This window comes from Bacillus sp. DC4300-2b2, from assembly GCF_049895685.1.
Lineage (GTDB): Bacteria > Bacillota > Bacilli > Bacillales > Bacillaceae > Bacillus > Bacillus safensis.
In genome coordinates, this window is sequence record NZ_JAFCSW010000006.1 from 1 (window position 1) to 12,605 (window position 12,605).

At 42.8% G+C, this 12,605-nt stretch carries 12 protein-coding genes and 8 tRNA genes; 14 read left to right on the forward strand and 6 right to left on the reverse strand.

The features are described from left to right. The first annotated feature begins 32 nt into the window (after window positions 1-32). From ACP69X_RS16830 to ACP69X_RS16865, 8 genes are all read left to right on the forward strand, one after another. Window positions 33-109: transfer RNA gene (locus ACP69X_RS16830), tRNA-Asp, on the forward strand. An 18-nt stretch (window positions 110-127) separates the two neighbouring features. Next, window positions 128-200, forward strand: a tRNA-Phe gene (locus tag ACP69X_RS16835). Between the two features lie 25 nt (window positions 201-225). Further along, window positions 226-301 (forward strand) — tRNA-His (locus ACP69X_RS16840). An 11-nt stretch (window positions 302-312) separates the two neighbouring features. After that, a tRNA-Gly gene (locus tag ACP69X_RS16845) sits at window positions 313-386 on the forward strand. Window positions 387-403: 17 nt separating this feature from the next. After that, window positions 404-480: transfer RNA gene (locus ACP69X_RS16850), tRNA-Ile, on the forward strand. A 6-nt stretch (window positions 481-486) separates the two neighbouring features. Further along, window positions 487-561, forward strand: a tRNA-Asn gene (locus ACP69X_RS16855). Window positions 562-564: 3 nt separating this feature from the next. Then, window positions 565-655, forward strand: a tRNA-Ser gene (locus ACP69X_RS16860). Window positions 656-664: 9 nt separating this feature from the next. Continuing rightward, window positions 665-736: transfer RNA gene (locus ACP69X_RS16865), tRNA-Glu, on the forward strand. A 77-nt stretch (window positions 737-813) separates the two neighbouring features. Here ACP69X_RS16865 and ACP69X_RS16870 read toward each other — a convergent pair. The 3 genes from ACP69X_RS16870 to ACP69X_RS16880 form a co-directional block, all read right to left on the reverse strand. Then, entirely contained in the window at window positions 814-1,290 is a 477-nt protein-coding gene (locus ACP69X_RS16870; RefSeq protein WP_024424942.1) for a TspO/MBR family protein, read from the reverse strand. An 86-nt stretch (window positions 1,291-1,376) separates the two neighbouring features. Beyond that, window positions 1,377-2,111, reverse strand: a complete 735-nt coding sequence (locus ACP69X_RS16875) for a TraR/DksA C4-type zinc finger protein (protein ID WP_411243023.1) — start codon at window positions 2,109-2,111, stop codon at window positions 1,377-1,379. A 117-nt stretch (window positions 2,112-2,228) separates the two neighbouring features. Beyond that, entirely contained in the window at window positions 2,229-3,167 is a 939-nt protein-coding gene (locus tag ACP69X_RS16880) for a 1,4-dihydroxy-2-naphthoate polyprenyltransferase (protein ID WP_024424940.1), read from the reverse strand. A 378-nt stretch (window positions 3,168-3,545) separates the two neighbouring features. Here ACP69X_RS16880 and ACP69X_RS16885 point away from each other — a divergent pair, with 378 nt between their 5' ends. The 6 genes from ACP69X_RS16885 (at window position 3,546) to menC (ending at window position 10,987) form a co-directional block, all read left to right on the forward strand. After that, a complete protein-coding gene (locus tag ACP69X_RS16885; protein ID WP_411243021.1) occupies window positions 3,546-4,964 on the forward strand; it encodes an isochorismate synthase in 1,419 nt (472 codons plus the stop codon). Then, complete coding sequence (menD, locus tag ACP69X_RS16890; protein WP_423358065.1) at window positions 4,957-6,702, forward strand: 2-succinyl-5-enolpyruvyl-6-hydroxy-3-cyclohexene-1-carboxylic-acid synthase; 1,746 nt, start codon at window positions 4,957-4,959, stop codon at window positions 6,700-6,702. The genes ACP69X_RS16885 and menD overlap by 8 nt, the downstream gene beginning before the upstream one ends. Further along, on the forward strand, window positions 6,684-7,511 hold the full coding sequence (gene menH, locus ACP69X_RS16895; RefSeq protein WP_073978699.1) for a 2-succinyl-6-hydroxy-2,4-cyclohexadiene-1-carboxylate synthase: 828 nt from the start codon (window positions 6,684-6,686) through the stop codon (window positions 7,509-7,511). The genes menD and menH overlap by 19 nt, the downstream gene beginning before the upstream one ends. A gap of 14 nt (window positions 7,512-7,525) precedes the next feature. Next, window positions 7,526-8,344, forward strand: coding sequence for a 1,4-dihydroxy-2-naphthoyl-CoA synthase (gene menB, locus ACP69X_RS16900; protein WP_039180914.1), 819 nt, complete (start codon window positions 7,526-7,528; stop codon window positions 8,342-8,344). Window positions 8,345-8,415: 71 nt separating this feature from the next. Beyond that, window positions 8,416-9,876 carry an o-succinylbenzoate--CoA ligase gene (locus tag ACP69X_RS16905; protein WP_426052898.1) on the forward strand — a complete coding sequence of 487 codons (1,461 nt, stop codon included), beginning with the start codon at window positions 8,416-8,418 and terminating at the stop codon, window positions 9,874-9,876. Further along, the gene (menC, locus tag ACP69X_RS16910) at window positions 9,863-10,987 is read left to right on the forward strand and encodes an o-succinylbenzoate synthase (RefSeq protein WP_041086815.1); all 1,125 of its coding nucleotides are present in this window, start codon (window positions 9,863-9,865) and stop codon (window positions 10,985-10,987) included. The genes ACP69X_RS16905 and menC overlap by 14 nt, the downstream gene beginning before the upstream one ends. A 106-nt stretch (window positions 10,988-11,093) precedes the next feature. On the opposite strand, the gene ACP69X_RS16915 is transcribed toward menC, so the two are convergent. The 3 genes from ACP69X_RS16915 to ACP69X_RS16925 all read right to left on the reverse strand — a co-directional run bounded on the left by ACP69X_RS16915 (window position 11,094) and on the right by ACP69X_RS16925 (window position 12,584). Then, window positions 11,094-11,285, reverse strand: a complete 192-nt coding sequence (locus tag ACP69X_RS16915; protein WP_041086813.1) for a hypothetical protein — start codon at window positions 11,283-11,285, stop codon at window positions 11,094-11,096. Window positions 11,286-11,310: 25 nt separating this feature from the next. Next, window positions 11,311-11,469 carry a DUF1540 domain-containing protein gene (locus tag ACP69X_RS16920; protein WP_008360682.1) on the reverse strand — a complete coding sequence of 53 codons (159 nt, stop codon included), beginning with the start codon at window positions 11,467-11,469 and terminating at the stop codon, window positions 11,311-11,313. Window positions 11,470-11,537: 68 nt separating this feature from the next. Further along, window positions 11,538-12,584, reverse strand: coding sequence for a cytochrome d ubiquinol oxidase subunit II (locus ACP69X_RS16925; protein WP_169510868.1), 1,047 nt, complete (start codon window positions 12,582-12,584; stop codon window positions 11,538-11,540). Window positions 12,585-12,605 lie beyond the last annotated feature (21 nt).

Sequence of the window (12,605 nt, forward strand, 5' to 3'; positions counted from 1 at the left end):
GCAGGTTCAAATCCTGCCCCCGCAACCAAAATGGTCCGGTAGTTCAGTTGGTTAGAATGCCTGCCTGTCACGCAGGAGGTCGCGGGTTCGAGTCCCGTCCGGACCGCCATTTTTCAAAATAATACTTGGCTCGGTAGCTCAGTTGGTAGAGCAACGGACTGAAAATCCGTGTGTCGGCGGTTCGATTCCGTCCCGAGCCACTTTTATAAAAATATTCATAGTATGGCGGTTGTGGCGAAGTGGTTAACGCACCAGATTGTGGCTCTGGCACTCGTGGGTTCGATTCCCATCAATCGCCCCATACATATTTTTGCGGGTGTAGTTTAGTGGTAAAACCTCAGCCTTCCAAGCTGATGTCGTGGGTTCGATTCCCATCACCCGCTCCATTTGTATATCTGTTCATGGGCCTGTAGCTCAGCTGGTTAGAGCGCACGCCTGATAAGCGTGAGGTCGGTGGTTCGAGTCCACTCAGGCCCACCATGATCTTCCGCAGTAGCTCAGTGGTAGAGCTATCGGCTGTTAACCGATCGGTCGTAGGTTCGAATCCTACCTGCGGAGCCAAATGGAGAAGTACTCAAGTGGCTGAAGAGGCGCCCCTGCTAAGGGTGTAGGTCGCGTAAGCGGCGCGAGGGTTCAAATCCCTCCTTCTCCGCCATTATTGTATGGCCCGTTGGTCAAGCGGTTAAGACACCGCCCTTTCACGGCGGTAACACGGGTTCGAATCCCGTACGGGTCATTTTTAAAAGAGATCTTGTCAAAGATCTCTTTTTTGTTTTCTTCAAAACGAAAGACCGCTATCATGGCGGTCTTTTTTTACATATTCATGGAATAGATCGTATAAGACAAGTATGTCGCAAAGAAGCCCCATAAGACATAAGGGATCAGTAAAATTGGAACAACTTTGCTTAGTTTACGTGAGACGATGACAAGTGCAAGTGCTGTCAGTGCAACGAGCAGGCAGTCGATCGTAGCCACAAACAAATCCTTTTGTGTAAATTGAAAAAAGCTAAAGGCTTGATTGAATACGTAATTTAAAAGGAAAAGAATCCAAAATGGTAAAGTGATTTTTTGGAAACCATATTTTCCATAAATGATCGCTGCGGACAATGAGATGAGTGCAAATAAGACAGCCCACACAGCACCAATCACACCGCCACCAGGTGTCCATTCTGGCTTATTTAATGCGTCATACCATTCTCTGTCGATGGGGAACAAGAATCCGGCAATAGAGAATAGTGCGTATGTAATAAAGAAGACGACAATCGCCCAAATGATACTTTTTCTAGCCATCAAGAATCTCCTCCAATCAAATTCACTCTTAAAGTGATTTCCCAAACATTACATGATATAAACATAAAGCCCCCAATATGAGGGGACTAATGATTTTCTTCTGTATAAGGTTCTTCCTCGTACGGTTTCAAGTCACCAAATACCGTCATGACACCTTCTTCGTCTAATGCTTCTTCATAGGCCTCGTGTGCTTTGTTCGGATACACCTTGCTTGCTTTTCCTTCAATATCAGCAGCTGCAAATCCTTCGTAGTCCTCCACATAATCTTCATCTTCTGATTGTGTATACACATCATCGTATGTCAGAGGAGGGAATTCCATATCAGACGGGGTCTCAGAGTTTCCGTAGCGTTCTACGTCTTGGTAGGCATCCTCTCCATCGTACGCAGCACTTTCTTCATTTTCAAATTGTCCCGCTGGCGGACTTAATAAATCCTCTTCAATCGGACGGTTTTGTGAAACGGTCTGTTCTTTTGAATGCTCTGTGCATGTGACGGCAGTAGGCAAGGCTTCTAAGCGTTCCTTTGGAATAGGGGCTTTACAGACCTTGCATAGTCCATAAGAGCCGTCTGCAATGGCTTGAAGTGCTTCATTGATGTCTAGCAAATGTTCATGTTCCATACTGTTTAAAGCAATATCTTTCCCACGCTCGAACAGCTCTGTCCCTTGATCACCCGGGTGGTTATCATAGGCAGATAGTTCTCCGACTGAATCGTAAGGAAAGGATACTTTCTGTTCATCGTCATGGCTTTTGGCTTCAAGTTCTTTCTTTTCATCGAGAAGGCGCTGCTTAAAATGATGTAATTCGTCTTTTGACAACAAAGCGATCATCCTTTCATATCAAACATATTGTTAGTATGAGCAATTTTGTATGTAAGACTAGTTCCAATTTGAAGCAATTCCTTATTAAAAAACGCCTGCGGCTGCAGGCGTTCTTTGTTACGCGATATAGTATTGTAAGATCAAAGCGATCGTCAGCAGAAAACCAAAAAATGTATTGGTTTGAGCTGTAGATTTCATGGCATTCATTAATTCAATCGGTTTTTCTTTTTGCTTAAACTCTTTAATGGCTGTATAGGCTTTTGGCACACTGAGTAAAACAAGAAGACTCCAAAGACCGACGATATCTGTGAAGATATAAACAAAAATGAGTACATATGATACCAAAAACATGGAAAGTAAAATGTTCACTGCAGCTTTGCGTCCAGCAAGAATAGCAAGTGTTCTTCGTCCATTTTCCTTATCTCCGTCTAAATCACGGATATTGTTCGACAGTAAGATGGCACCAACTAAAATAGAAATTGGTAGTGAGATGAGAACTGCTTTAGACGTCAGTGTGCCTGTTTGGATATAGAAACTAATCAGGATGATTCCTAATCCCATAAAAGCACCTGAAACAAGTTCTCCAAACGGTGTATATGCAATTGGTACAGGGCCGCCAGTATAGAAATAGCCTGCTGCCATACAAATAAGTCCTATTAGTGCAATCCACCAGCTAGACATCATGCAAATATAGACCCCAAGTAATAAAGAAAGCGCAAATAATGCATAAGCGAGGCTGAGGACTGTCTTTGGCTTCACACCGTTTCTTACAATGGCTCCGCCGATGCCGACAGATTTCTCGTTGTCCAGCCCGCGAACATAATCAAAGTACTCATTAAACATGTTTGTTGCGATTTGGATAAACATAGATGCAAACAGCATGGCTAAAAATAGCCCAACATGTATTTGACCACTTGGAAGTGCTAAAACAGTTCCTAAAGTAACGGGAATAAATGCCGCTGTTAGTGTATGCGGTCGTAGTAAATTCCACCAAATACGCCAGTTTTTATCAGGCTTTATTGGTGAAAGCTGATCTGATATCGATTGATGCTGCATAAAATATACTCCTTTAAATAAAAAAATACGTACACGTCCAAATTCCAGTTTAGCAAAGTTCAAAAAGGTGTCAATATATTGATGCGATGAATCGGGAAAAAGATGTTTGCTAATCGTTGCCATATCGAAGGAAAGCTTGATTTTAGAACGGTCCTGCCATTTTGCTTTAGATGCTCTCGTTTCAATAAGGAGGAGCGAAAAAATCTTGAAAGCGTGATATAATAAGGATTCGAGGTTTTAGAAGCTGTTTTCTTTACTAAGTTCATCTGTTAAGGTTTATAATAGAAAAGCAGGTCATTCGACATATTCGAATGTTCATGTATTTTTTCATTATGTTTTTATTTTTTATGTAATTCATGGATTTTGGAGGAATGTATCATGGTGACAACAGTGCAAAGTACTTTCCGGCAGGAAGCGCTTGCGACATTAGAAGAAGCGAATAACGTCAACCATGCTGTTTTGATAAGCTACTCCAGAAGAGTTGACGATCTGGATCCTCTTGCCTTTTTCCAAAGCGGCGAAGCGGATTTTTTAGGCGAGCGGTTTTTTTGGTCTGATCCAGAAAGCCAAATGATATTTTCTGGACTTGGCAGAGCGGCCGTCATTAAATCATCTGAGCAAGGCAAGGAACGATTCGATATAGTCCATCAAGAATGGGAACAGCTCAAGCAGCACATGTTCCATTTTCATGATGAGAAGGAGTTAAAGCAAGCGGCTGTTGGTCCGCTTTTATTTGGAGGATTCTCGTTTGATCCGTATGAAGAGAAGGCGTGTCATTGGGAAGCATTTGGCGAGGCTCATTTTTTTGTGCCATCGATCATGCTGACTGTTTCAAAAGAAGGCAGTTTTCTTACGATCAATGAGTGGAAGCAGGTGGACGGGAATGTTCATCAGCTTATTCAGGAATTAGAACAAAAAGCCTCACGTTTCGAGACATTACCAGTTCGGACTGGTGGACAAGCTGAACTTGTTCATGTGGAAGAGCTGGATGTGAAGGAATGGATGAAGGCGATCCAAGAAGCGACAGACCACATTCGTGCAAACGAATATGAAAAGGTTGTTTTAGCAAGAGAAGTCTTGCTTCACTATAAAAATCAAATTGAACTCGCTCCACTATTAGCGGAATTATTAAAGCATCAAACAACGAGTTATGTATTTGCGGTTGAACAGGGAAGACAAGCATTTGTCGGAGCGACGCCGGAACGCTTAGTGAAAAAAAGCGGGGGAGAGGTCTTTTCCTCCTGTTTAGCAGGTTCCATTGTTCGCGGAAAAGATGAAGCGCAGGATCACGCATTAGGTGAGGAACTGCTGCATGATGAGAAGAATTTGATTGAACATCAAATTGTCGTCAATATGATTGAGCAAGCATTTGAAGCCAATTGCCTTCATGTGCATAAACCAAATCAACCAAGTCTTTATAAAACAAAAAACATTCAGCATTTGTTTACACCGATTGTGGGAGAAATTAAAAGCAGCTGTTCCCTCTTTTCATTAATTGAGCAGCTCCACCCGACGCCGGCACTAGGCGGATATCCAAAGGAAAAGGCGGTTGAAGTGATTCGTGAAATCGAACCGCTCAAGCGCGGCTGGTATGCAGCGCCGGTAGGCTGGATTGATTCTCAGGATAATGGAGAATTTGCTGTAGCCATTCGGTCAGGTCTTATTGAGGAAGACCGAGTTCGTTTGTTCGCTGGCTGCGGAATTGTAGAGGATTCCCTTGCAAAGCAGGAGTATGAAGAAACACAAGTGAAGTTAAGACCAATGCTGTCTGCTCTTGGAGGTCATCCTATTGAATAATCACATCATGACAACATATATAGGCAGATTGATGGATGAATTCGTCCAAGGTGGTGTGAAAGAGGCAGTTGTCTGTCCTGGTTCTCGTTCAACTCCGCTTGCGATGCTGGCTCTTGCTCATCAAGACATCCATGTTCATGTTTTAGTGGACGAACGGTCTGCTGCTTTTTATGCGCTTGGTCTTGCAAAAGCAAGTCAATCACCAGTGCTGCTTATTTGTACATCAGGTACGGCAGCTGCTAACTTTTATCCAGCCGTTGTAGAGGCGCATTATTCTCGTGTACCTCTTATTGTTTTAACTGCTGATCGGCCGCACGAATTGAGGGAAGTTGGGGCACCTCAAGCGATTGATCAGCAATTCTTATTCGGTAAGTTTGTTAAATGGTTCACAGACTTAGCATTGCCGGAGGACAGTCAAACGATGCTGCGTTATGTTCAGGCGGCAGCTGCGAGAGCAAATCACATGTCGATGCAGGAGCCAAAGGGGCCTGTTCAGGTCAATGTACCTCTGAGAGAGCCATTGCTTCCTGATCTGTCTATTGATCCTTTCTCGCGAGAAAAAGAGGATACGAAAAAGGTATTAGCAGCAGGTCAGGCTTTCCCTAATGATCGGGTGATGTCTGAAATCGTAACCGTCATGAACCAATCCAAAAAGGGATTGATTGTGGCTGGTGAACTTCATACACAGGAAGAAAAAGAGGCAGTTTTACGCCTTTCGAAAGCCCTGCATTTACCTATTTTAGCTGACCCACTTTCTCTTTTGCGCAACGGGCATGAAAATCAAGATCTCATTATCGATGCGTATGATTCTTTATTAAAAGATGAAGCATTACAGCAGCATCTATTGCCGGATATGGTCATTCGTTTTGGACCGATGCCTGTATCTAAGCCTTTATTCAAGTGGCTGGAAAAACATGCGGAAGTGAAGCAGATTGTTGTAGATGCTGCCGGAGGTTTCCGTGATCCTGGGTTAAGTGCTTCATACGTTATAGAAAGTCATGTGGCTGCTTTTGTAGAAGCAGCATTAAAGCAAGCAGTCCAACGTAAAGAGACAAGTTTCTTAAACCGGTGGCAGAATGCTAATTCTTCATTCAGAACGAATGCAGCCCGCTATTCAGATGAGGATTTGTCCTTTGAAGGGAATGTATATCGTCAGCTTCAGCACCTCTTGCCAAAAGAGAGTGTCCTTTTTATCGGAAATAGTATGCCGATTCGTGATGTAGATACATTTTTTGAAACTCAGTCCAAGCCTTTTCGAATGATGGCGAATCGCGGTGCAAATGGCATTGACGGCGTTGTGTCCACAGCACTTGGCACGTATGCAGCTTTGAAGCAGCCTGTCACTTTAGTCATTGGAGATTTATCATTTTACCATGATATGAACGGTCTGCTTGCAGCTAAGCTGATGGACATTCCGCTGACAGTGGTTTTGATAAACAATGATGGGGGAGGTATCTTTTCTTTCCTTCCGCAGGCGTCTGATGAACCTTATTATGAAAAGCTCTTTGGAACGCCGACAGGACTGAATTTTGAGTATGCATCGAAGTTATATGGGGGAACCTATTCGAAACCCGCAACGAAACAAGAGTTACATGATGTGTATATGGCGCATATCGATGAACCTGGGCTTCATTTAATTGAAATTGAAACAGATCGTCATTCCCGTGTAGACAAGCATCGTCATATGATGGATGACATATTGAAAGAAGTGAAAAAAGAATGCCTTCTCTCATCATAAGAATGCGTGATGGGGTAGCGTACGAAGTGGTGGATCAGAACCCTTCGGCAGCAAATGCCACATTATGCTTACACGGCTTCACTGGAAGTGCAGTGTCTTGGACGTTCTTGAATGGTTATTTGGAGAATACAAGACTGATTCAGGTCAGCTTGCTCGGACATGGGCGTACGGACTCGCCAGAAAGTGTGAGAAGATATGCCATGTCTCAGCAGCTGGCAGATCTTGCAGAGATTTTAAACCAATTAAAGCTTCACAAAGTGAATATTCTCGGATATTCTATGGGAGGGCGTATTGCTTTATCATTTGCCGCTCGTTATCCAGATCGTGTCAACAAACTGATCCTTGAGAGTACGTCTCCAGGGCTTCACTCTTTTAAAGAGCGGATGGCAAGACTGAAGCAGGATCATCAGCTTGCTCAAAAAATCAGGCATGAAGGCTTAGTGAAGTTTGTGGATTTTTGGGAAAGTATTCCTTTGTTTGCTTCGCAGAAAACTTTATCAGCGGAAAGGCAGACTGAACTGAGAGAGGGAAGACTGAAAGCCAATCCTCTTGGGCTGGCTCGCAGCTTAGAAGGCATTGGAACAGGTTCACAGCCGTCTGTTTGGAAGGCATTAAAGCATATTCATTTGCCTGTTTTGCTTATTTGCGGAACGCTTGATGAAAAGTTCTGCCATATCGGCAAACGTATGCAGCAGGAGCTGAAGGAAAGTCAATTCATATTGGCAGAGCATGCTGGGCATACAGTTCATGTGGAACAACCACATTTTTTTGGTAAAATAGTAAGTGAGTTTATTTTAGCGCAAGATTAGAGGAGGAAATATTGATGGCTATTGAATGGCAAACTGAGCGTCAGTATGACGAAATTTTATATGAAACGTATAATGGGATCGCAAAGATTACGATTAATCGTCCACACGTACATAACGCGTTTACCCCAAAGACTGTTAGTGAATTAATCGATGCATTTTCACGAGCTCGTGATAATTCAGAAGTTGGTGTGATCGTACTTGCAGGTGCTGGCGGAAAAGCATTCTGTTCTGGTGGAGACCAAAAAGTCCGCGGCCATGGCGGTTATGTAGGAGACGATCAAATTCCACGTCTAAATGTTTTAGACTTACAGCGTTTGATTCGTGTCATTCCAAAGCCAGTTGTTGCAATGGTTGCAGGTTATGCAATCGGAGGCGGACACGTTCTCCACATAGTATGTGATCTGACAATTGCAGCAGATAATGCGATTTTTGGACAAACAGGTCCAAAAGTAGGCAGCTTTGATGCCGGTTACGGTTCAGGCTATCTTGCACGTATTGTTGGTCATAAGAAAGCGAGAGAAATCTGGTACTTATGCCGTCAATACAATGCACAAGAAGCGCTTGATATGGGACTTGTTAACACAGTTGTCCCATTAGATCAGCTTGAAGAGGAAACAGTGAAGTGGTGTGAGGAGATGCTAGAAAAGAGCCCGACTGCTTTACGATTCTTGAAGGCTGCATTTAACGCAGATACGGATGGATTAGCTGGAATTCAGCAATTTGCAGGAGATGCGACACTTCTTTATTACACAACAGATGAAGCAAAAGAAGGACGCGATTCCTTTAAGGAAAAACGCAAGCCGGACTTCGGCCAGTTCCCGCGTTTCCCTTGATTCAATGATATCAATGAACAACAGCTTAGTGCATCAGACTAAGCTGTTTTCTTTTACGAAAAGGAGGTGTCATGATGAAGCAACCTAATTGGCTGCTGCACCGTGCCTATTTAACGCCAGATCGAGTTGCACTTATTTATCAAGAGACAGAGTGGACATTTCACGAATTAGCTCAAGAAGCGGACGAGCTTTCAAATAGACTTGCACAGGCATCATTGAAAAAAGGGGAAACGGTTGCGCTTTTGATGAACAATCATCCTCATATGGTGCTGCTTGTACATGCCTGTTTTTTATTAGGGGTAAAAATCGTGCTATTGAATAATAAGCTGACAAAAGCTGAAAGGCTCTATCAGCTAGAAGATGCAAAAGCAGTGGCGTTATTAACAGAATCTAGTTATGCAAGCGATCATGAGGGTGATTTACCCGTTTATACAATCGAAACTTTACCTCAACCAGAGAAAGGCCATGAAAAGACAATCGAGAGCGGAATTGATTTGAATGAAACAGCGACCATCATGTACACATCTGGGACAACAGGACGTCCAAAAGGGGTAGAGCAAACGTTTGGCAATCATTTTCATAGTGCCGTTTCCTCTGCATTGAATTTGGGTCTCAGAGAGGATGACCGCTGGCTCATTGCCCTGCCTCTTTTTCATATTAGCGGCTTATCTGCCTTATTTAAGTCTGTAATATATGGAATGACAGTCGTGCTTCATCAGAAGTTTGACGTCGATGAAGTGAAGGATTCTATTGAACGGCATCGTGTGACGATGATTTCTGTTGTGCAGACGATGTTAGCTCGTTTATTAAGCAGACTAGAAGAATGTCCATCTTCTTTGCGTTGTCTTTTATTAGGCGGAGGACCTGCGCCTTATGCGATGCTCCAAGAAAGCAAAGAGAAGGGCTTTCCTGTCTTTCAATCGTACGGTATGACGGAAACCTGTTCACAAATTGTGACGCTTGCACCTGAATTTAGTGTAGAGAAGCTTGGGTCAGCAGGAAAACCTCTTTTTGGTTGTGAGCTGAAAATTCTAGATGATGATCGCATTTGCCGTCCTTTTGAGCATGGCGAAATTATGGTGAAAGGTGCAAATGTGATGAAAGGATACCTTTACCGTGAAGAAGCGACCGCGGCTGCCTTTGATGAGGGCTGGCTGAAAACGGGTGATATTGGCTATGTGGATGAGGAAGGGTTCTTATTTGTGCTTGACCGCCGTTCAGATTTAATTATTTCTGGCGGAGAAAATATTTATCCTGCGGAAATTGAAGCGGTTCTGTTAACACATCCGCATGTAAAGGAAGCCGGAGTAACGGGTATGTATGATGATAGATGGGGAGAGGTACCTGCAGCTTTCCTTGTAACAGATGATAAGATACCGGAGAATGAGCTCTATGCTTTATGTGAGTCGCATTTAGCCAAATATAAATGGCCCGCCGCTTTTCACTTTGTGAACGAGCTGCCAAGAAATGCATCAAATAAATTGCAAAGGCACAGACTCAGATCAAAGGGGTTTTCAAATGATTCAAATTGAACGAGTAATTTTATATCATGTCACGATGAAGCTTAAACAACCATTTACAACAAGTCTTGGAACCATTTCAGAGCGTGAGTTTATTATTGTTGAAGTAAAAGATCAAACAGGATTGACTGGATGGGGAGAGGTATCTGCCTTTTCTTCTCCGTGGTATACAGAAGAAACAATTGAGACTTGCTATCATATGCTGAGGGCTTTCTTTATCCCGAACGTGCTGACGCGCACCTTTACACATCCTTCAGAAATACCTGACAGTCTGTATCATTTTAAAGGCAATAGGATGGCGAAAGCAGGCATTGAAGCGGCTGTTTGGGATATTTATGCGAAGCGTGAGAATAAGTCTTTACGCGATGTATTAGGCGGCACAAAAGATAGAATACCATCTGGTGTTGTGGCGGGGTTAGGCCCTATTGACGATATGCTTGAGCAAATCCAGCAATTTGTTGATCAAGGCTATCAGCGGGTGAAGGTAAAAATTAAACCGGGACAAGATATTGGACTTCTTCAAAAGATAAGAGAGTCTTTTCCTGATTTGCCATTAATGGCAGATGCAAACTCTGCTTATGAATTAAAAGATATTAGCAAGCTTAAGCAGCTCGACGATATTCGTTTATTAATGATTGAACAGCCTCTAGCTGCAGATGATATTGTGGACCACCGCCATTTGCAAAAGCATTTAAAAACGCCAATTTGTTTAGATGAAAGTATTTGTTCTTTAGCTGATGCCAGAAAAGCTGTAGAGCTTGGCAGCTGTCAAATTATTAATGTGAAGCCTTCACGAGTTGGCGGACTGACAGAGGCTCTTAAAATTCATACGTTCAGTAAGGAGCACCAAATTCCGCTATGGTGCGGAGGGATGATTGAAACAGGTATTTCCCGAGCGCAGAACGTGGCACTTGCTTCGCTTCCTCAATTTACAATTCCCGGTGATATTTCAGCTTCGTCAAAATTTTGGGAGCAGGATATCATTTTTCCTGAAATTAAGGTTGAAAATGGGTTTATTGAGGTGCCTCGTTCGCCAGGAATGGGCGTGGAAGTTGATTACCAAGCGCTCCGTTCGTTTTCAGATAAAATCGACGTGTTTACAAAACATGATTTTGTGAGATAAAAACGAAGGAATCACCTTTTGCATATCAAATAGAATCTATGTAAAGTGAGAGAAAGTTTTTCCTTCCTGTCTGAACAAAAAAGAAAGAGCGGTGATCCGCTCTTTCTTACTCTTCAACCAGCTCGCTGTCATAAGCAAGCTGTCCGATATACTGATGCATTTCATTGGGCATGTTTGCTGCATGTCCATATTCATAATCCCAAAGGTTTAAAAAGGAGTGAGCGGCTTGATGGAATGCGGCTTCATCCGCGTCATGAATTTCGTCAAAAAACGTTTGAAGCAGCCGATCATGTTTCAAATTGAAGCGCCTCCTTTAATGAGACTTAAAGATCTTGTGGTTTAAACGTTTTACAATCCGTTTCTTCGCTTTTCTCAGCCGTATTTCCTGTGTGGCTGACGACATAGATTGCATCTGCACCACAGCGGTTTCCAGCATTCCAATAGGAACAGTTATTGACTTCACAAAGGATTTTTTGACTCATACAGATGACCTCCTTTTGAGTATGTCTTTCATCTATAATGTAACCGAAATGAAGCACGTCCATTCATGTTAATCTTCCTGACGAATATAGCGCTTATCCTTCATAAATAATTTCCAGAAGAAATAGAACCCAGGAAATAAGATGATAAAACCTACAATATAGGTGATGAATAATGCCCTAAATGTGACAGGGTCTGTAAATCCAGACATGATTGTAATATCTGGATAGGCCATGTAAGGCAAGTGAGCACGCCCGTACACGTAGCTTGCTAAGAAATATTGAATGGTAATCGCAATGACGGCAAGGCGTGGTCTCCCTTTCCGATGCTTAAAACGGCTGTTTGGTAAAAATAGAGCTAGTCCTGCTAGCAGGAACATTAGGAGAGATACAAGAAGAATAGGGATGTTCTGCATCATTTTTGTGAACAGCCAATTCGCCTCGCTTCGTAATGTCAGCATGATAAAAAAGGCCATCATGAGTGAAAGTGGACCCGTAATGAGCGCCCCTCTTCTATAAATGCTGTAAGCTTCATCTTCATTAGCTACATTAGAGAAATCAGCTAAAAGCAAGGACGAAAGAAAAAGGGTGCTGAAAATGGCAAAGCCGACAAAAGAATAAACATTTGCACTTGTAAAGACCAGTCCAAGATCTAAAGAGTAGACGTTGTTCTCCTGAAAGATAAATCCACCATGGGTAATTGGAAGAACCATGATCAGGATGGACGGAATGATAAAGCCGCTGATCCCTGAAATATAAGTCACCGCTTTTCGGTATTTCTTAGGCAGTGAATGAGAAAACACGAGAAAACCGCTTCGCAGTGCAAGAAGCAATAAGATGATGCTGCCGGGTATTAATAAAACGGTACCAAGTACAAAGGTCGCACCTGGAAACAGGCTAAACAATGCGACAACGATGGCCACAATAAAGACGTTTGTCACTTCCCATGTTGGAGAAAGATATTTATTTGCGATATTAGCTGCCTTTGTTTGTTCTCTATTCATATAAATCATCGACCAAAATCCTGCGCCGAAATCCATTGATGCCATCACTGCATAGATAAAAACGAACCCCCATAAGATGGTGATTGCAATGAGCGCATCAGTTGTAACATCCATTTGCATCAAGATCGCTCCCTT

What these genes read in the sequence shown, in the direction of transcription:
- menB (WP_039180914.1), top strand. Translation starts at nt 7,526, where the DNA reads ATGGCTATTGAATGGCAAACTGAGCGTCAGTATGACGAAATTTTATAT.
- ACP69X_RS16920 (WP_008360682.1), bottom strand. Translation starts at nt 11,469, where the DNA reads ATGAGTCAAAAAATCCTTTGTGAAGTCAATAACTGTTCCTATTGGAAT.
- ACP69X_RS16905 (WP_426052898.1), top strand. Translation starts at nt 8,416, where the DNA reads ATGATGAAGCAACCTAATTGGCTGCTGCACCGTGCCTATTTAACGCCA.
- menH (WP_073978699.1), top strand. Translation starts at nt 6,684, where the DNA reads ATGCCTTCTCTCATCATAAGAATGCGTGATGGGGTAGCGTACGAAGTG.
- ACP69X_RS16885 (WP_411243021.1), top strand. Translation starts at nt 3,546, where the DNA reads ATGGTGACAACAGTGCAAAGTACTTTCCGGCAGGAAGCGCTTGCGACA.
- ACP69X_RS16925 (WP_169510868.1), bottom strand. Translation starts at nt 12,584, where the DNA reads ATGGATGTTACAACTGATGCGCTCATTGCAATCACCATCTTATGGGGG.
- ACP69X_RS16870 (WP_024424942.1), bottom strand. Translation starts at nt 1,290, where the DNA reads ATGGCTAGAAAAAGTATCATTTGGGCGATTGTCGTCTTCTTTATTACA.
- menC (WP_041086815.1), top strand. Translation starts at nt 9,863, where the DNA reads ATGATTCAAATTGAACGAGTAATTTTATATCATGTCACGATGAAGCTT.
- ACP69X_RS16880 (WP_024424940.1), bottom strand. Translation starts at nt 3,167, where the DNA reads ATGCAGCATCAATCGATATCAGATCAGCTTTCACCAATAAAGCCTGAT.